This is a genomic window from Pseudomonas retamae (genome assembly GCF_043496865.1).
In the GTDB taxonomy this organism is placed as follows: domain Bacteria; phylum Pseudomonadota; class Gammaproteobacteria; order Pseudomonadales; family Pseudomonadaceae; genus Aquipseudomonas; species Aquipseudomonas retamae.
The window spans coordinates 318,572-337,005 of record NZ_JBIEIL010000006.1; the positions used below are offsets into that span (position 1 = coordinate 318,572).

An 18,434-nucleotide genomic window follows, 5' to 3' on the forward strand; every position below is an offset into this window, starting at 1 on the left:
CCACAATCGAGACTCGGTTATGTTTGGCCGAAGGCTTGTGTCATGATGATCCGACCGCAGGTTTAGCCGTCCTCTTCCTATATGAATAGATCTTCCGCGTTGCTCCTCGCTTTTGTCTTCCTCAGCGGCTGCCAGGCCATGGCTCCCGTTTCGCCGAGCGGCACGCCGTCGGTCGAAGACACCACGCCCGCACCTGAAAAACCCAAGGTTTACGGCTCGTTCAGCGAGGAAACCGTTTTCAGCCTGTTGAGCGCCGAACTCGCCGGCCAGCGCAATCGCTTCGACATTGCTCTGGACAACTACGTGACCCAGGCCATCAACACGCAGGATCCGGGCATTTCCGAGCGCGCCTTCCGCATCGCCGAGTACCTGGGCGCCGATCAGCCGGCCCTCGACACCGCGCTGATCTGGGCGAGAAACGCTCCGGACGATCTCGAAGCGCAACGCGCCGCCGCCGTGCAACTGGCGCGTGCCGGGCGTTATGACGACTCCATGGTGTATATGGAGAAAGTCCTGCAGGGCAAGGGCGACACCCATTTCGATTTCCTCGCGCTGTCCGCCGCTGACACCGATCAGGAAACCCGCAACGGTCTGATGAAAAGTTTCGACCGCTTGCTGCAGCGCCATCCGAACAACAGCCAGCTGATTTTCGGCAAAGCCTTGCTGCTGCAACAGGACGGCGACAATAAAGGTGCGCTGGCCCTGCTCGAGGACAATCCGCCGGAAGACGGCGAGATCGCGCCGATTCTGCTGCGCGCTCGCTTGCTGCAAATCCTCAACCGTGGCGACGAAGCGCTGCCGCTGCTGCAGAAAAGCATCAAGAAATACCCCGACGACAAGCGCCTGCGCCTGACTTACGCTCGCATGCTGGTAGAACAGGACCGCATGGACGACGCCAAGGCCGAATTCTCCAGCCTCGTTCAGCAATACCCCGAAGACGACGAACTGCGTTATTCGCTGGCGCTGGTGTGCCTGGAAGCCAAGGCCTGGGACGAGGCCAAGGGTTATCTGGAAGACCTGATCGCCCGTGAAAGCCACGTCGATTCGGCGCACCTGAACCTGGGTCGCATCGCTGAAGAACGCAACGATCCGCAAGGCGCGCTCATCGAATACGCCCAGGTCGGCCCGGGCAACGACTATCTGCCGGCGCAATTGCGTCAGGCCGACATTCTGATGAGCAACGGCAAGACCGCCGAAGCACAACGCAAACTCGCCGCCGAACGCGACGAACAACCCGATTACGCGATCCAGCTGTTCCTGATCGAGTCGGAAACCCTGTCGGCCAACAAACACGACGACAAGGCCTGGACGGTTTTGCAGCAAGCGCTGGTGCAATACCCGGACGACCTGAACCTGCTCTATACCCGGGCCATGCTCGCGGAAAAACGCAATGATCTGGCGCAAATGGAAAAAGACCTGCGCCTGATCATCAAGCGTGACCCGGACAACGCCATGGCGCTCAATGCGCTGGGCTATACCCTGTCCGACCGCACCACCCGCTACGCCGAAGCGAAAACCCTGATCGAGCAGGCGCACCAGATCAACCCGGATGACCCAGCGGTGCTCGACAGCCTCGGCTGGGTGAATTACCGCCTGGGCAATCTGGACGACGCGGAGAAATACCTGCGTCAGGCCCTGGAGCGCTTCCCCGATCACGAAGTCGCCGCGCACCTGGGCGAAGTGTTGTGGGCCAAGGGCAATCAACGCGAAGCCAAACAAGTGTGGGGCAAGTTCCTCAAGGACCAGCCCGACAGCACCATTCTGCGCAGCACCATCAAGCGCTTGACCGGATCCGAGACTCTTTAACCCATGTTTTTGCGCCACGTCATTGTTTTCAGCTTCATCGCCCTGCTCGCCGGCTGCTCGGGTTTTGGTACTCGCGAATCGGTCGAAGGCCACGGCAGCCCGGCTCAATGGGCCGCCAACAAGCAGCAACTGACCGCCCTTGACGGCTGGCAGATCGACGGCAAGATCGGCATTCGCGCGCCGAAAGATTCCGGCAGCGGCACGTTGTTCTGGCTGCAGCGTCAGGACTATTACGACATTCGTCTGTCCGGCCCGCTGGGTCGTGGCGCGGCACGCCTGACCGGGCGCCCGGGCAAAGTCTCGCTGGAAGTCGCCAATCAGGGCCGCTACGAAGCGCAATCGCCCGAAGCCTTGCTTGAAGAACAGCTGGGCTGGAAATTGCCCGTGTCGAACCTGGCGTGGTGGGTGCGTGGCCTGCCCGCTCCCGAAAGCAAGAGTCGCCTCAATCTGGATGCCGACAGCCGCCTGGCCAGCCTCGAGCAGGATGGCTGGAAAGTCGAATACACCGCCTACACCGAACAGAGTGGTTACTGGTTGCCCGAGCGCATCAAGCTGCACGGCACCGACCTCGACGTGACGCTGGTAATCAAGACCTGGCAACCGCGCAAGCTGGGGCAGTAAACCATGACCGCTGCACGCCTGACCCTGCCCTCGCCGGCCAAGCTCAACCTGATGCTGCATATTCTCGGTCGCCGCGCTGACGGTTATCACGAATTGCAGACGCTGTTTCAGTTTGTCGATTACGGCGATGAAATCACCTATGCCGTGCGCGATGACGGCGTGATTCGCCTGCATACCGAGTTCGCCGGTGTGCCGCACGACAGCAACCTGATCGTGCGCGCGGCGAAAATGCTCCAGCAACAATCCGGCTGCACGCTCGGTATCGATATCTGGATCGACAAGGTGCTGCCCATGGGCGGCGGCATCGGTGGCGGCAGTTCGAATGCGGCGACAACACTGCTCGGTCTCAATCACCTGTGGCAGTTGGGCTGGGATGAACATCGCCTGGCCGCACTGGGCCTGACCCTCGGCGCCGACGTGCCGGTTTTCGTGCGTGGTCACGCAGCGTTTGCCGAGGGCGTGGGCGAGAAACTGACCCCGGTCGACCCCGAAGAACCGTGGTATCTGGTGCTTGTGCCGCAAGTCTCTGTTAGTACGGCAGAAATTTTTTCCGATCCTTTGTTGACACGTAACACACCGCCCATTAAAGTGCGCCCCGTTCCCGAGGGAAACAGTCGAAATGACTGCTTGCCGGTGGTTGCAAGGCGTTATCCAGAGGTACGTAACGCATTGAATTTGTTAGGTAAATTTACCGAAGCAAAGCTCACCGGAACTGGAAGTTGTGTGTTTGGGGGCTTCCCAAGCAAAGCTGAAGCTGATAAAGTCTCGGCCCTTCTGACAGAGACCCTTACAGGGTTTGTAGCTAAAGGCAGCAACGTTTCGATGTTGCACCGCAAGCTGCAAAGTCTGCTCTAAAGGAACCAGGTGCTCGGCACTTGATGCAACAGATACAGGGGCGTCGCCAAGCGGTAAGGCAGCAGGTTTTGATCCTGCCATGCGTTGGTTCGAATCCAGCCGCCCCTGCCATTTTCTCTACTCATCCAGGTTACCCTCAGCCTCTAGGTACTGCGCGTGTCCAAGATGATGGTCTTTACGGGGAACGCTAACCCCGATCTGGCTCGGCGTGTCGTACGTCAGCTGCATATCCCTCTCGGTGACATCTCTGTCGGCAAATTTTCCGACGGCGAAATCACAGCCGAGATCAATGAAAACGTTCGCGGTAAAGACGTCTTCATTATTCAGCCGACTTGCGCTCCGACCAACGATAACCTGATGGAACTGGTAGTGATGGCTGATGCCTTCCGCCGCTCCTCGGCTACTCGTATCACTGCTGTTATTCCTTATTTTGGTTATGCCCGTCAGGATCGCCGTCCGCGTTCCGCACGTGTGGCCATCAGCGCGAAAGTCGTCGCTGACATGCTTACCGTAGTCGGCATCGACCGTGTTCTCACGGTTGATCTGCATGCTGACCAGATTCAGGGCTTCTTCGATATTCCGGTAGATAACATCTACGGCTCCCCGGTTCTGGTGGATGACATTGAAGATCAGCGCTTCGAAAACCTGATGATCGTGTCCCCGGACATTGGTGGCGTCGTGCGTGCACGGGCCGTTGCCAAGTCGCTGGGCGTGGATCTCGGGATCATCGACAAACGCCGTGAGAAAGCCAATCACTCTGAAGTGATGCATATCATCGGTGATGTCGAAGGGCGTACCTGCATTCTGGTCGATGACATGGTCGATACCGCCGGCACTCTGTGCCACGCGGCAAAGGCCCTGAAAGAGCATGGCGCAGCCAAGGTCTTTGCCTACTGCACACACCCTGTGCTGTCGGGTCGGGCCATCGAGAATATCGAAAATTCCGTGCTGGACGAGCTGGTGGTGACTAACACCATCCCGCTGTCCGCTGCAGCACAAGCCTGTGCACGTATCCGTCAACTGGATATCGCACCGGTTGTTGCCGAAGCGGTTCGCCGCATCAGCAATGAAGAATCGATCAGCGCGATGTTCCGTTAAGGGCCCTGCCCTTCGCGAAATGTCTCGTTGACGAAAAGCGCCCCGCCCCGGCATTCCTGTCGGGGCGGGGCTTTTTTGCCCATACCGTGTTCGGCGCTGGTCGCAAACGCCACTCGGTCATGGCTATTTTGGAGATACAAAATGAACGATTTTACTCTGAATGCTGAAGTGCGTTCCGACCTGGGGAAAGGTGCGAGCCGCCGCCTGCGTCGTCTCGCAAGCCTGGTTCCAGCTGTAGTTTACGGTGGCGACAAAGCCCCTGAATCCATCAGCATGCTGGCCAAAGAAGTTGCCAAACTGCTCGAAAACGAAGCGGCTTACAGCCACATCATCGAGCTGAACGTTGGTGGCACCAAGCAAAACGTCATCATCAAGGCTCTGCAGCGTCACCCGGCCAAAGGCCACGTGATGCACGCTGACTTCGTACGCGTTGTTGCCGGCCAGAAACTGACCGCCATCGTGCCTGTACACTTTGTTGGCGAAGAAGCTCCAGTGAAGAAAGGCGGCGAAGTTTCGCACGTTGTTGCTGAAATCGAAGTGACCTGCCTGCCGAAAGACCTGCCTGAGTTCATCGAAGTCGACCTGTCGAAAGCAGAAATCGGCACCATCATTCACCTGTCGGACCTCAAAGCTCCTAAAGGTGTTGAGTTCGTTGCTCTGGCACACGGCGATGACAAGGCTGTTGCCAACGTCCACGCTCCACGTGTTGCTCCAGAAGCTACCGAAGAAGGCGCAGCAGAGTAATCCACTCTGTTCTGTCTGAGTGAGCAAGTAACATCGCGGACTGGAACGTAGCGAGAAAGCGGGCGAGAACGCGGAGTTTACATCCATGGTAAATGAGCATTTTTCGTCCACTTTCGCCGCTGTCACAGATTGCGGCGATGTTATTCACCACTCAAAGGAAGGGCCCCTATCGTGACTGCCATCAAACTGATCGTTGGCCTGGGAAATCCAGGCGCCGAATACGACCAGACCCGGCATAACGCAGGGGCCCTTTTTGTTGAGCGCATCGCCCATGCCCAGAACGTGAATCTGGTGGCCGATCGCAAATATTTCGGCCTGACCGGGCGCTATTCGCACCTGGGTCAGGATGTTCGTCTGCTGATTCCCACGACCTACATGAACCGCAGCGGCCAGGCCGTGGCGGCACTCGCCGGTTTCTTCCGCATCAAGCCTGAAGAAATCCTCGTGGCGCACGACGAACTCGACTTGCCTCCGGGCGTCGCCAAGCTCAAGCAGGGCGGCGGCCATGGCGGTCACAACGGGTTGCGCGACATCATCGCGCAACTGGGCAATCAGAATACGTTCTACCGCCTGCGGCTTGGCATTGGCCACCCGGGCGTTGCCAGTATGGTTTCAAATTTCGTCCTGGGTCGTGCGCCACGCGCCGAACAGGAAAAACTCGATGCCAGCATCGACTTTGCCCTCGGCGTGCTGCCGGATATCCTCGCCGGGGAATGGAACCGCGCGATGAAAAACCTGCACAGCCAGAAGGCCTGACTTTTACCCGAGGGGAAACACCATGGGATTCAATTGCGGCATCGTCGGCCTGCCTAACGTCGGCAAGTCCACCCTGTTCAACGCCCTGACCAAGTCCGGTATCGCGGCCGAAAACTTCCCCTTCTGCACCATTGAGCCGAACAGCGGCATCGTGGCAATGCCGGATCCGCGCCTGCAAGCACTGGCGGAAATCGTCAATCCCAAGCGCATCCTGCCGACCACCATGGAATTCGTCGACATCGCAGGCCTCGTTGCCGGCGCCTCGAAAGGTGAAGGCCTGGGCAACAAGTTCCTCGCCAACATCCGCGAAACCGATGCCATCGCTCACGTCGTGCGCTGCTTCGAAGACGAAAACGTGATCCATGTTTCCAACAGCGTCGACCCCAAGCGCGACATCGAAATCATCGACCTGGAACTGATCTTCGCCGACCTTGACAGCTGCGAGAAGCAACTGCAGAAAGTCGCGCGCAACGCCAAGGGCGGTGACAAGGAAGCCGTGGTGCAGAAGGCGCTGCTGGAGCGACTGATCGCGCACTTCACCGAAGCCAAACCGGCGCGCAGCCTGATGAAGAACATGAGCACTGACGAAAAGGCAGTGATCAAGGGCTTCCACCTGCTGACCACCAAACCGGTCATGTACATCGCCAACGTCGCTGAAGACGGTTTCGACAACAACCCGCACCTGGACGTGGTTCGCGCCATCGCCGAAGAAGAAGGCGCCATGGTCGTGCCGGTGTGCAACAAGATCGAAGCGGAAATCGCCGAACTCGATGACGGCGAAGAGAAAGACATGTTCCTCGAGGCCCTGGGCCTGGAAGAGCCTGGCCTGAACCGCGTGATCCGCGCCGGCTACGAAATGCTGCACCTGCAGACCTACTTCACCGCCGGTGTCGAAGAAGTCCGCGCCTGGACCGTCAAGGTCGGCGCCACCGCCCCGCAGGCCGCTGGCGTGATCCACACCGACTTCGAAAAAGGCTTCATCCGCGCCGAAGTCATCGCCTACAACGACTTCATCCAGTACAAGGGCGAAGCCGGAGCCAAGGAAGCGGGCAAATGGCGTCTGGAAGGCAAGGAGTACATCGTCAAGGACGGCGACGTGATGCACTTCCGCTTCAACGTCTAAGCAACACCCGCAAGAAAAAGCCGCGTTTGATACGCGGCTTTTTTGTGCCTGAAATTTACTGCCGAAACTATTCCACCTGTGGGAGCGAGCCTGCTCGCGAAGAGGGAGTGTCAGCCACATCTCTGCGGATGACACACCGCATTCGCGAGCAGGCTCGCTCCCACAGGTGGGGATTGTGTGGCGTCAGGCCTTTTTGGTGCGTGGCAGGAAAATCGCCAGTACGCCAAACAACGGAAGAAACGAACACAGGAAATATACATATTCAATCCCGTGTATATCCGCCAGATGCCCGAGCAACGTCGCACCAATCCCGCCAAAACCAAACATCAGGCCGAAGAAAACCCCGGCAATCATCCCGACGTTACCCGGCACCAGTTCTTGCGCGTACACGACGATAGCCGAGAACGCCGAGGCCAGAATGAAGCCGATCACCACGCTGAGCACGCTGGTCCAGAACAGATCGACGTGAGGCATCAGCAAGGTGAATGGCGCCACACCGAGGATCGAGAACCAGATCACCGCCTTACGGCCGATCTTGTCACCGATCGGCCCGCCGAAGAACGTCCCCGCAGCCACCGCGCCGAGAAACAGGAACAGGTGCAACTGCGAGCTGGCCACCGACAGGTCGAATTTCTCGATCAGGTAAAAGGTGAAATAGCTGGTGAGGCTGGCCATGTAGAAATACTTGGAAAACACCAACAGCCCCAGCACCACCAGCGCAGTGGTCACCCTGCCCTTCGACAGTCCGTGAGTCGCTGCCTGACCAGCCTTGAGCTTGAACAGGTTCAAGTGATGGGCGTACCAGCGGCTGATGCGGTACAGCACGAACAGCGCAAACACCGCGAACAGGCCGAACCAGGCGACATTGCCCTGGCCGAACGGAATGATGATCGCCGCCGCCAGCAGCGGGCCGAATGCCGAACCTGCGTTACCACCGACCTGGAAAGTCGATTGCGCCAGCCCGAATCGCCCGCCCGAGGCCAGGCGCGCGATCCGCGATGCTTCGGGGTGGAATGTCGACGAACCGATACCGATCAGCGCCGCTGCCAGCAAAATCAAGGGGAAGCTGCCGACCATCGACATCATCACAATGCCGATCAGCGTGCAGATCGAACCGGCTGGCAGCAGCCACGGTTTCGGGTGTCGATCAGTGTGATAACCCACCCACGGCTGCAACAGCGACGCGGTCAATTGGAAAGTCAAAGTGATCAGGCCGACCTGGGTAAACGTGAGGCCGTAATTGGCCTTGAGCATCGGATAGATCGACGGCAGCACTGACTGGATCAGGTCGTTGATCAAATGCGCCAGCGCCACCGCGCCGATGATGCGCATCACCAAAGGGCTGCTTTGCGAAGCAGCGGTCGCCGAGGCAGCGGCGGTCTGAGCGTTGCTGATAGCCATGGAAGTTTCCGGACAGCAGAGGGTGCCCGCAGGCAGGTGCGTCAATGTGCCATTTTTCGGTGCATCTGCGCTATCCCCTTAGCCAGCTAACTAACTGACGGATCGTCGACTGCAAGGTGATAGCGCAACGCCATGGTCTGAATCTTGCCTTGCTTCTCTGCTTGAACGCGGCCGCCTTACAAAGACGACCGACAATGGGAAGTTTCGCTACAGAGCCGGCCTACAGAGCGGGCAAGGGTGAACTTTCGAGGCCTTTTAGCAGGGCACAACATCATGGCCGAACGGCCGCGATGCACGCCAATGGTGCGTGGTGTCCAGGGGAGTCATGGGGCATGCAGGCTTTTCTTTCGCTGGGGATCAAATTGCTGGGGCGATTTGGCTTCGCACGTAAATTCCAATTGTTGTTTCTGCTGTTCATTCTGCCATTGGCCGGTAGCCTGTTGATGATCGGCCAGGACTATCGGGAAAAGCTCAATCTGATCTCCGGCGAACGCGCCGGCGTGCGACAGTTGTTGGCGCTGGATGCGCTCGATAACCTGCTCGCCGCGCAACGCGACCGCGCGGCCCGCTGGCGCGCGACGGAAACCAACCGGCAACCCACACCGGCCACTCTCGCCGCGATGGGCGCGTTTGACGCCGTACAACCGGCCGTACAGCAAGCCACGACGGATTTGGGAAACGCCCTGAAAAACGAAGGCGCACAAGGCGAAACCCTCACCCGCTATCAAGCGCTGCAAACCGCACTCAATGGTCTGGATTCGAAAAGCCTCAGCAGCGTCGGCTGGTGGCCGGACGGCTACGACCGCTTCACCAACGCTCTGAGCGCCCTGCAAGCGTTGCGCGAGCAGATCGTCATGGACAATCGCCTGACGCTCGCACCTTGGCTGGAAACCTATCTGCTGACGCAGATATCAACGCAGCACGCACCGGACCTGATCGAACGGGTCGGACGCCTCGCCGCAGTCGGCCAGGCCTCAGTGGTCTCCGGCCAATTCACCCTGCAAAGCCGTTTGCAGTTGCGCGACTTACGCAGCCGCATCGGTGATGCCCGCGAGCAACTGGTCAAGACTGCCACGCTACTGGAAGCCCGCCTGCCGAAAGATCAGCAGAGCTGGGCCAGCCAATACCATGACAGCCTGAAACGCCTCGACAGCGGCCTGAAGGTCCTTGATGACGGCGTGTTCGGCGGCAGCATTAATCTGAAACCGGAAGACTTCGAGCGCAGCCTCGACGCTCTGCTGACCGACCTCGCGTCTCTGCGCCAGCAATCGCTGGTGTCGCTGGATCAACGGCTCGACGCTTATCACAGCTCGGCGATCCGTCAGTTCATCCTGGTCGCGGCGATCTTCGGTTGCCTGCTGCTGGCCGCGCTGTACCTGTTCATCTGCCTGCAAGCCTCGATCCGTCGCAGCGCCAGCGGCATCACGCTGCTCGCCGAAGCCCTGCGTGACGGCAATCTGAGCCTGCAGGTGCCGGTGGTCGGCCGGGATGAGCTGGCGGCCATCAGCACCGCGCTCAACGTGGCCGTGGTGCAACTGCGCAGCAGCATGCTCGGCGTCGATCATGAGACCTCGCAACTGAGCAACGCGGTGCGCAGCCTCAACGACCATTCCAGCGGTGCGCTCAGCGAAGTCGAGGCGCAGCAGTTGCAGATCAGCCAGATCGCCGCAGCGGCCACGCAACTGGCCGCGACCTCGCAAGGCGTCGCGCAGAGCTGCGAACAGGCATCCGGCAGCGCTCAACACACCCGGCGCATCGCCGCCGACAGCAGCCGCGACAGCCAGCGCACCACGGCGAGCATTCAGCAACTCAATCAGCGCTTGAACGAAACAGCCGCGGCATTGGGCCGGGTCAGCGAACAAGGCCAACAGATTCAACTGGTCGTCGACACCATTCGCGGCGTCGCCGAACAAACCAACCTGCTGGCGCTCAACGCGGCCATCGAAGCGGCACGCGCCGGTGAACAGGGCCGTGGCTTTGCTGTGGTAGCCGACGAAGTGCGCAGCCTGTCGCAACGCACCCAGTCGTCCACCGCGCAGATCGCCGGCACCGTCGACAGCCTGCGCGCCACGGTCAACGAAGCGGTCAGCCTGATGGAAGCCGCCTGCGGCCAGGCGCAATCGGATGCCGCCGCCGTCACCGGCCTCGGTGAACGCCTGGGCGAAATTGCCAGCGCTGTGCAGAGCGTCACCGACACCCTGGCGCAGATCGCTACGGCGGTTGAGGAGCAGGCGAGCACCGCCGATGAAGTCAGCGGCAACATCCAGCAGGTCGATCAAGCGGCGGTGCGTTTGCTCGAAGGCGCCCGGGCGGTGAACGTTGCGGCAGACACCTTGAGCCAGGGCAGCGAAGCCTTGAGCGCCAATACCGCCAGATTCCGCCTGCGCTGACACCCTCCCCGGCCCCGATTTTCGGGGCCGGAGGATAAGCGGTTGAAAATAAGAAGAAATATTTTTGATTTACGCTTGACGCTTTTCCATTTCAGGGGAATAATGCGCGCCACTTGGCTACATAGCTCAGTTGGTTAGAGCATAGCATTCATAATGCTGGGGTCCGGGGTTCAAGTCCCTGTGTAGCCACCAAGTACTAAAAACGGCTTACCGAAAGGTAGGCCGTTTTTTTATGCCTCGAGAAAAGTCGACGCGACTCTTATTCCGCTGTAATCACCAGGCACCCTTTCATCACTCGCACTTTCACGTTCTCGTTCACCTCGAATCCCGCCTGCCTTAACCACAGTCCGCGTAGCCTGATCCAGGGCACCGGTTTGGCGGGGCTGTGAGGTTTATCCTTTATGTGGACCGGGTAAAAGTCTGCGGCGATTTTCAGCCGGCGTTCAGTGATGGGGGTGGATGACGTATGATCGGCCTTAGCCATGGTTCAGCTCCTGTTTAGCTGCTTGTGGTTAGCGGGGCCAAAGTGTTGGTAGCACCTTGGTTCCGCGTTCTTTGAGTTACTTCAAACTTCTCTTTCTTCGTTGCTTGCCTTGCTCGTTGCTTGGGCGATCAGGGCATCGAGCATCTGCGCTACGACCTTCTGCTGAACTTTCGGCAGCTCATTGATGGACTGCAGCCGTCGATACCAGGTCGAGGTCAAGCTGCGTCTGGGTGTTTCCGTGTACCAGGGAACCCCGAGCAACTCTTCAACAGGCACGCGAAGCGCAAATGCCATCTTCACCAGTGTCGTGACCGGCATGCTGCGCGTGCCCTCTTCGTAACCCTGAAAGGTTTGCCGAGAAAGACCTAAAGCCCGTGCAAACCGAGTCTGTGTGATCTCGTGCACTGTGCGTAAGTGAGCAATGCGCCTGCCCATCGCCACCAGAAAAGCGCGGTCCTCCTCATTGGAAACGCTCATGACAATCGCCGACTGGAAATGGAGTCGAATAACAACGGACTTGTCCCTCTACCTGAAATCAATCCTGGGGAAATTCAATAGAAAACATCCTCAGGCAAGGGTGCGTAGGTTGTCGACCTGAAAAGTCTGTAGGAGAAATGAGGGGCAAATACCAATCCAGAGCGGAGTACTACAAGTACAAAACCTTTGATTTGACTGAGTCCATTACGAGAAGCCCGAGTGGCTCCGAAACACTTTGACCAAGGATCAAATCCTCACCCGGTTTGCACCCCCACCGCCCGCTCGCTAAAGTCCCTCAACACTTTTATCCCACGGACGGAGAGCCCGCGTGTTTTCAACCCAGCCCTTGAGCCGCTTTCGCCTGCCAGTTCTTACACTGCTTATCAGTGCCTTGGCCCTCACCGCGTGCAACGCCCCGCCCTCCTCGACGTTGCCGCTGGCGCCGGAAGCCGCTTCCGGTTATCGCACCGATCTGCAAACCCGCCACGCCAGCAAGCACATGGCCGCTGCCGCCAATCCACTGGCTGCCGAGGCGGGTCGGGAGATGTTGCGTCAGGGTGGTTCGGCGATTGATGCGGCGATTGCGATGCAGGCGGTGCTGACGCTGGTTGAGCCACAATCATCCGGGATCGGCGGCGGCGCGATGATCGTGTTGTGGGACGGCAAACAAGTGCGCACTTATGACGGGCGCGAGACGGCGCCGGCCGGCGCTACCGAGAAGCTGTTCCTGCAAGCGGACGGCAAACCGATGGCTTTCCCGCAGGCACAGATTGGCGGCCGGTCGGTCGGTACACCGGGCGTGTTGCGTGCGCTGGAGATGGCGCATAAGCAACACGGGCGTCTGCCGTGGGCCAGGTTGTTCGAGCCGGCGATCAAACTGGCCGAGCAGGGATTCGCCATTTCGCCACGCCTTTACGCGTTACTTGCTGCCGATTCGGCGCTGCGTCAGTCGCCCGACATGGCCGCCTACTTCCTCAACAGCGATGGCAGCGTCAAAGCCGTCGGCACGCGCCTGCAGAATCCGGCCTTGGCCGCCGTGCTCAAGCGCATCGCCAATGAAGGCGCAGATGCGTTTTACACAGGTCCGATCGCTGAGGAAATCGTCGCCAAGGTCCAGCGTCACGCCAACCCCGGCAGCCTGTCGCTGACCGACCTGCAACGTTATCAAGCCAAGGAGCGCGCGCCGCTGTGCACGGACTACAAACGCTGGCAGGTGTGCGGCATGCCGCCGCCGTCGTCGGGCGGGATCGCCGTAGCGCAAATTCTCGGCACGCTGCAGGCCCTCGAAAACCGTGATCCGCGCTTGTCGCTGACACCGCTCAAACCGGTCAAGACCAGCAAACCGGCCGGCATCGAACCGGATCCGCAAGCCGTGCACCTGATCGCTGAAGCCGAACGTCTGGCCTACGCCGACCGTGGGCAATACGTCGCCGACACCGACTTCGTGCCGGTGCCGGTCAAAGGCCTGATCGACCCGAATTATCTGGCCAGCCGCGCCAGCCTGATCGGCGAACGCAGCATGGGCAGCGCCAAACCGGGCACGCCACCGGGCGTGCAGGTGGCCTACGCGCCGGACCGTTCGCCATTGCGCATCTCCACCTCGCAAGTCGTCGCGGTGGATGACCTCGGCGGCGCGGTGTCGATGACCACCACCATCGAAGCCGCGTTCGGCTCACACCTGATGGTTCAAGGCTTCCTGCTCAATAACCAGATGACTGATTTCTCTTTTATCCCCGAAGAGAACGCCCAGAAAGTCGCCAACCGCGTCGAGCCCGGCAAACGCCCGCGCTCGTCGATGGCGCCGACCTTGATCTTTGATCGCCAGAACGGCGAATTCGTCGCCACGGTCGGCTCGCCTGGCGGTTCACAAATTATCGAATACGTGGCCAAAACCACCGTCGGCCTGCTCGACTGGAATCTCGACGCACAACGCGCGATCAGCCTGCCTAACTTCGGCAGCCGCAACGGCCCGACCGAACTGGAACAGGGCCAGTTCAGCCCGGCGCTGGTACAGGCGCTGAAAGACAAAGGGCATACGGTGAGCGAAATCGACATGACCAGCGGCACCCAGGCCATCGTGCGGGTCAAGGATGCGCAGGGGAAAGTGTCGTTGGAGGGTGGCGCCGATCCACGGCGTGAAGGCGAAGCGTTGGGGGACTGAGGCTACGATGCGAAGAGAAAAGGCTTACCGGGTGGTAGGCCTTTTTTGTTACCGATAGGTTCTGTTCAGCTGTGCCCCGTCGCTTTTTCCTACCCCGAAGATCAACTGAGACGGATACAGTAAATGACCGTTCAGCGAACAATAACTTTCGAAATCGGCTGGCATTTATGAAGACGCAAATATTCGAACCGTATGTCCAACGACTCCCAACAACCTTGCGCCAGTCCCAAGACGGGACTAGGATCGCTTCATGAGAATCATCGCTGTCAGCCAGCTGAAAAACTTTTGGAAGCAGTATCCCGAGTCAGAGCAACCGCTGTTGGCGTGGATTGATGAAGCGAGAAAAGCACAATGGTCAACACCCTCGGACATCAAGACACATTTTGCTTATGCGAGCATTCTGAAAAGTCGCAGAGTGGTCTTCAACATCAAGGGCAATGACTTTCGCTTGATCGTCGCCGTGGCCTATCGCTTCGGTGCCATATACATAAAATTTGTCGGCACCCACAAGCAATACGATGCAATCGACGCTGATACCGTCGTAATGGAGTAACCCGTGAACATTCATCCAATTCATACGGAAGAGGAATACCGTGCAGCACTCAAAGAGGTTTCGGCATTTTTTGACAATGAGCCGGAACCAGACACGCCTGAAGGGGATTACTTCGACGTAATGATCACCCTTATCGAAGCTTATGAGGCCAAACAGTTTCCCCTTGACTTACCTAATGCAATCGAAGCCATCAAGTTCCGTATGGAACAATCGGGACTCTCGGCAGCAGATCTGGCACCCGCCATTGGCAGGACGAACCGAGTGTATGAGGTCCTTAATGGCAAGCGTGCGTTGACGCTTCCCATGATATGGAAGCTCCACGAATTATTCGGAATTCCCGCAGAGAGTCTTATCAAGCCCGCCAAGCTCGGCTAATCGACCGACAACGTCTTGCCATCCAGCGCATCACCAATCTTCAGAAAATGCCCCCCGGCGACATGGTGCAGCGTGCGCAAACCTTCATGCCCGTCGAAATGCCAGCGCCCGTCGCTGAACACCCGCTCATCGGCATGGGCGGCGATGACTTCAGCGAGGAACAGGTCGTATTGCTGATGGTTGCGTGGTTCTGGCAGCAGGCGGCATTCGAGCCAGGCGACGCAGCCGTCGAGCAGCGGTGCTGCAACCTGTTCGCCGATAAAGGTCTGCAGACCGTAGGCCTGAAACTTGTCCCGCCCCTGGCTCTGAGTAATGTCGAGCCCCGAGGTGTTGCCGACGGTTTGCACGATGTCGGCCTGATCGGCGCACGGGACGTTAAGTACGAAGGTGCCGGAGGCTTCGAGCAACTGGCGGGTCCAGGTGGATTTATCGAGCACTACGGCGACTTTTGGCGGTTCGAAGTCCAGGGGCATGGCCCAGGCGGCGGCCATGATGTTGCGCTGGCCATCGTGGGCCGCGCTGACCAGCACGGTCGGGCCGTGATTGAGCAACCGGTAGGCTTTGTTCAGGGGCACCGGGCGGCGGTGGGAATCGCTCATGGGGTCTGCTCCGCGGGTAAAGGAGCCGATTGTAGCGCTGCGACTGAAGAAACACAGAGCCTGTAGCACCTCGGAGATCGTTCCCAGGCTCTGCGTGGGAATGCATCCTGTGACGCTCTGCGTCACGCCGGCGAAGGAACGCGGAGCGTCCCCGGAGGCGTTCCCACGCAGAGCGTGGGAACGATCAGCAGGGTGTCAGTGCGACAGCTGATTGGCGAACTGCCCCACCGCGTCCACGACTTTCTGCGCACCGTCCTGAATCTCGACAATCACCGTCCCCGCTTCTGCCGCCAGCGCCAGCCCTTGCTCGGCCTGGAGCTTGCCGTCGGTCATCAGCGCCACGGCATTGCGCGCCATCTCCTGGTTCTGCCGCACCACGGTGACGATCTCTTCGGTCGCCTGGCTGGTGCGCGAGGCCAGTTGTCGCACCTCGTCGGCCACCACGGCAAAACCACGGCCCTGCTCACCGGCGCGCGCCGCCTCAATGGCAGCGTTGAGCGCCAGCAGGTTGGTCTGTTCGGCAATGCCGCTGATGGTCTTGACGATGGTGCCGATTACCTGCGACTGCTCGTTTAGTGCCTCAATGCCCTCACCCGCCGCTTGCATGTGTCGCGACAGATCACGCATGACGTTGACCGCCTCGGTGACCACGGTGGTGCCACGTTGCGCCGTGCTGTCGGTTTGTTGCGAGGTGCTGTAGGCAATGCTGGCCGCGTCGGCAACGGCTTGCTCGCGGTTGACCTGATCGGTGATGACCGTGGCGAACTTCACCACTTTGTACAGTTTTTCGTTGGCATCGACCACCGGGTTGTAGGACGCTTCCAGCCAGACATCACGGCCATGGCTGTCGATACGTTTGAAACGACCCGCGACGAACTCACCATTGTTCAAGCGCCGCCAGAAATTCTGATATTCGCCGCTGTTGTATTCCTCTGGCGCGCAGAACGTGCGGTGATGTTTGCCCTTGATCTGCGCCAGGCTGTAACCCATGCCGTTGAGAAAGCGATCGTTGGCCGTCAGCACGTTACCGTTAAGATCGAATTCGATCACAGCGGTCGAGCGCACCAGTGCGCCGATCAGGTTTTCATGCTCGCGGGAGGCTTCGATGGTGCGGGTCAGGTCGCTGGCGTAGAACGAAATGTGTCGGATCCGGCCATCGGAAGCACGCACCGGCTGGACGATCGAGCGCAGCCACGCTTCCTCGCCATTGCCACGCAACAGACGCACCGCACCGGCGAAATGCTCGCCACGGGTCATCGCGTTCTTGAAGCGCAGGTGGAATTCGTCGGTTTTGACGTGCGCTGGCACAATGTCTTCGATCGCCCGACCGATCAGGTCCTGGCTTTTATAGGCCATCTCACCAAGGAAATTCTGGTTGACCGAGCGAATCCGCCCGTCGGGCTCAAGCGTCAGCGCCAGCATCTCGCTTTCCAGGCTTTCCTTCACTTGCACAAGGCTGGAGAGTTCTTCACGGAGAGCGGCCAGCTCTTGCTTCAAGCGTTTATTAAACATAGGAAAGCACCAATGGCAGGGTTGAACGCGGCGTACAACCTAGCCATCGGCCTTGCGGAGCTTTTCTGAAGCGGCCGCGAGACCCGTCAGTCGAAAATAGTTCAGCGGTTCCGGCTCACGCAGCGCCGGCAGCCTGGCACGGTCCCGTGCGAGGCAGGCGAGCGCCGAAATAAGCTGCCGTGAGAATGCCCACCACCCCCATGACAGCGCAGAACATTACGCAGATCCACGGGCTCCACGGCATCAGTCCGATCAGCAGCAGCGGCGTGATGCTCGCCCACGCCGCATAGGCAATGTTGTAGGTAAAGGAAATGCCCGACACACGAATGCGCGCTGGAAACAGCCCGACCATCACCGAAGGCACCGCGCCGACGACTCCGCAACCGAGCCCGGCCACGGCATAAGCCAGACCGACCCACTGCCCGCCTGCAATCAGGCAGGCATACAGCACGCCGATGCCCAGTGGCAGCAGCAGGCTGTAGAGCATGACCGTGCGCCACGCGCCGATGCGATCGACCAGCAGACCGGCGAGCACACAACCGATGTTGAGAAAAACGATGCCCAGCGCACTGAGGCCGAAGGTGTGGCTGGCGGTCATGCCAAACGTCTTTTGCATCATCGTCGGCGTGATGACCACGAACACCACCACTGCCGAGGTCAGCACGCAGGTCAGCAGCATCGCCGGCAACATCGCCAGTCGATGCTCGCGCAGCACGGTGCGCAAGGGCAACTCGACCCGCGCCTCGCGCTGCGCCTCCATCGCGATGAAAACCGGTGTTTCGCTCAGCCAGCGGCGCAGATAAACGCCAACCACCCCGAACACTCCGCCAAGCAGGAAGGGATAACGCCAGGCGTAATCGAGAATTTCCGCTGGAGTGAAGACCTGGGCGAGGAATGTCGCGGTCAGTGCGCCGATCAGATAGCCGAAGGTCAGCCCGGCCTGCAAAAAGCCCAAGGCGTAACCGCGGTGCCCAGTCGGCGCGTGTTCGGCGACGAATACCCAGGCACTCGGCACTTCGCCACCCACGGCTGCGCCCTGAAGGATGCGCAGCGCCAGCAACAGCAGCGGTGCGAAATAACCGATCTGGGCATAAGTCGGCATGATCCCGATCAGCAGGCACGGCAACGCCATCATCAGGATGCTCAGGCTGAAAACTTTTTTGCGCCCCAGACGGTCGGCGAAATGCGCCATCAGGATGCCACCCAGCGGCCGTGCCAGATAGCCGGTGACGAAAATGCCGAAGCTCTGCAGCAGACGCAGCCATTCGGGCATTTCCGGCGGGAAGAACAACTGGCTGAGGGTCAGGGCAAAAAACACGAAAATGATGAAATCGTAGATTTCCAGCGCCCCGCCAAGGGCCGCAAGGCCGAGGGTCTTGTAGTCGGAGCGGCTGAACGGCGCAGGTCTGGCCGGGGTTTGGGCAGTCATCGCAAAGAACTCTGGATCAGGCAGAAAACCAAGGCGCCCATGGTCTACGC

At 59.5% G+C, this 18,434-nt stretch carries 17 protein-coding genes, 2 tRNA genes and 1 pseudogene; 13 read left to right on the forward strand and 7 right to left on the reverse strand.

Annotated elements, in window-relative coordinates; genetic code table 11:
* The first annotated feature begins 81 nt into the window (after window positions 1-81).
* The 8 genes from ACGSLL_RS14840 to ychF all read left to right on the forward strand — a co-directional run bounded on the left by ACGSLL_RS14840 (window position 82) and on the right by ychF (window position 7,003).
* Window positions 82-1,806 carry a tetratricopeptide repeat protein gene (locus ACGSLL_RS14840; protein WP_394506861.1) on the forward strand — a complete coding sequence of 575 codons (1,725 nt, stop codon included), beginning with the start codon at window positions 82-84 and terminating at the stop codon, window positions 1,804-1,806.
* A 3-nt stretch (window positions 1,807-1,809) separates the two neighbouring features.
* On the forward strand, window positions 1,810-2,427 hold the full coding sequence (gene lolB, locus ACGSLL_RS14845; RefSeq protein ID WP_394506862.1) for a lipoprotein insertase outer membrane protein LolB: 618 nt from the start codon (window positions 1,810-1,812) through the stop codon (window positions 2,425-2,427).
* A 3-nt stretch (window positions 2,428-2,430) separates the two neighbouring features.
* A complete protein-coding gene (ispE, locus tag ACGSLL_RS14850) occupies window positions 2,431-3,282 on the forward strand; it encodes a 4-(cytidine 5'-diphospho)-2-C-methyl-D-erythritol kinase (RefSeq protein ID WP_394506863.1) in 852 nt (283 codons plus the stop codon).
* 36 nt (window positions 3,283-3,318) lie between these two features.
* A tRNA-Gln gene (locus ACGSLL_RS14855) sits at window positions 3,319-3,393 on the forward strand.
* A 45-nt stretch (window positions 3,394-3,438) separates the two neighbouring features.
* Window positions 3,439-4,380 (forward strand): ribose-phosphate pyrophosphokinase, encoded by a 942-nt coding sequence (locus ACGSLL_RS14860; protein ID WP_003171603.1) that lies wholly within the window; start codon window positions 3,439-3,441, stop codon window positions 4,378-4,380.
* A 141-nt stretch (window positions 4,381-4,521) separates the two neighbouring features.
* Window positions 4,522-5,124 carry a 50S ribosomal protein L25/general stress protein Ctc gene (locus ACGSLL_RS14865; RefSeq protein ID WP_090286251.1) on the forward strand — a complete coding sequence of 201 codons (603 nt, stop codon included), beginning with the start codon at window positions 4,522-4,524 and terminating at the stop codon, window positions 5,122-5,124.
* A gap of 171 nt (window positions 5,125-5,295) precedes the next feature.
* Complete coding sequence (gene pth, locus ACGSLL_RS14870; RefSeq protein WP_394506864.1) at window positions 5,296-5,880, forward strand: aminoacyl-tRNA hydrolase; 585 nt, start codon at window positions 5,296-5,298, stop codon at window positions 5,878-5,880.
* Between the two features lie 22 nt (window positions 5,881-5,902).
* A complete protein-coding gene (gene ychF, locus ACGSLL_RS14875; RefSeq protein ID WP_394506865.1) occupies window positions 5,903-7,003 on the forward strand; it encodes a redox-regulated ATPase YchF in 1,101 nt (366 codons plus the stop codon).
* Window positions 7,004-7,186: 183 nt separating this feature from the next.
* Here ychF and ACGSLL_RS14880 read toward each other — a convergent pair whose 3' ends face one another.
* Entirely contained in the window at window positions 7,187-8,404 is a 1,218-nt protein-coding gene (locus ACGSLL_RS14880; protein WP_394506866.1) for an MFS transporter, read from the reverse strand.
* A 332-nt stretch (window positions 8,405-8,736) separates the two neighbouring features.
* Here ACGSLL_RS14880 and ACGSLL_RS14885 point away from each other — a divergent pair, with 332 nt between their 5' ends.
* Together ACGSLL_RS14885 and ACGSLL_RS14890 are read left to right on the forward strand one after the other, a co-directional pair.
* The gene (locus ACGSLL_RS14885; RefSeq protein WP_394506867.1) at window positions 8,737-10,794 is read left to right on the forward strand and encodes a methyl-accepting chemotaxis protein; all 2,058 of its coding nucleotides are present in this window, start codon (window positions 8,737-8,739) and stop codon (window positions 10,792-10,794) included.
* Window positions 10,795-10,909: 115 nt separating this feature from the next.
* Window positions 10,910-10,986, forward strand: a tRNA-Met gene (locus tag ACGSLL_RS14890).
* A 67-nt stretch (window positions 10,987-11,053) separates the two neighbouring features.
* Here ACGSLL_RS14890 and ACGSLL_RS14895 read toward each other — a convergent pair.
* Window positions 11,054-11,278 carry a SymE family type I addiction module toxin gene (locus ACGSLL_RS14895; protein WP_394506868.1) on the reverse strand — a complete coding sequence of 75 codons (225 nt, stop codon included), beginning with the start codon at window positions 11,276-11,278 and terminating at the stop codon, window positions 11,054-11,056.
* 81 nt (window positions 11,279-11,359) lie between these two features.
* Complete coding sequence (locus tag ACGSLL_RS14900) at window positions 11,360-11,755, reverse strand: helix-turn-helix domain-containing protein (RefSeq protein ID WP_394506869.1); 396 nt, start codon at window positions 11,753-11,755, stop codon at window positions 11,360-11,362.
* A gap of 328 nt (window positions 11,756-12,083) precedes the next feature.
* Between ACGSLL_RS14900 and ggt the strand changes: the two genes are divergently transcribed.
* The 3 genes from ggt (at window position 12,084) to ACGSLL_RS14915 (ending at window position 14,844) form a co-directional block, all read left to right on the forward strand.
* On the forward strand, window positions 12,084-13,916 hold the full coding sequence (ggt, locus tag ACGSLL_RS14905; RefSeq protein ID WP_394506870.1) for a gamma-glutamyltransferase: 1,833 nt from the start codon (window positions 12,084-12,086) through the stop codon (window positions 13,914-13,916).
* Between the two features lie 250 nt (window positions 13,917-14,166).
* Window positions 14,167-14,469, forward strand: coding sequence for a type II toxin-antitoxin system HigB family toxin (locus ACGSLL_RS14910; RefSeq protein ID WP_394506871.1), 303 nt, complete (start codon window positions 14,167-14,169; stop codon window positions 14,467-14,469).
* A gap of 3 nt (window positions 14,470-14,472) precedes the next feature.
* A complete protein-coding gene (locus ACGSLL_RS14915; RefSeq protein WP_332765929.1) occupies window positions 14,473-14,844 on the forward strand; it encodes a helix-turn-helix domain-containing protein in 372 nt (123 codons plus the stop codon).
* On the opposite strand, the gene ACGSLL_RS14920 is transcribed toward ACGSLL_RS14915, so the two are convergent.
* The 4 genes and pseudogenes from ACGSLL_RS14920 to ACGSLL_RS14935 all read right to left on the reverse strand — a co-directional run bounded on the left by ACGSLL_RS14920 (window position 14,841) and on the right by ACGSLL_RS14935 (window position 18,384).
* Window positions 14,841-15,443 carry a flavin reductase family protein gene (locus tag ACGSLL_RS14920; RefSeq protein ID WP_394506872.1) on the reverse strand — a complete coding sequence of 201 codons (603 nt, stop codon included), beginning with the start codon at window positions 15,441-15,443 and terminating at the stop codon, window positions 14,841-14,843. The genes ACGSLL_RS14915 and ACGSLL_RS14920 overlap by 4 nt on opposite strands.
* Before the next feature lie 195 nt (window positions 15,444-15,638).
* Entirely contained in the window at window positions 15,639-16,247 is a 609-nt protein-coding gene (locus ACGSLL_RS14925; protein WP_394506891.1) for a methyl-accepting chemotaxis protein, read from the reverse strand.
* Window positions 16,227-16,955: pseudogene (locus tag ACGSLL_RS14930) on the reverse strand (PAS domain-containing protein); the annotation flags it as partial. The gene ACGSLL_RS14925 and the pseudogene ACGSLL_RS14930, both read right to left, overlap by 21 nt.
* 115 nt (window positions 16,956-17,070) lie before the next feature.
* On the reverse strand, window positions 17,071-18,384 hold the full coding sequence (locus ACGSLL_RS14935; RefSeq protein ID WP_394506873.1) for an MFS transporter: 1,314 nt from the start codon (window positions 18,382-18,384) through the stop codon (window positions 17,071-17,073).
* Between the last annotated feature and the right edge of the window lie 50 nt (window positions 18,385-18,434).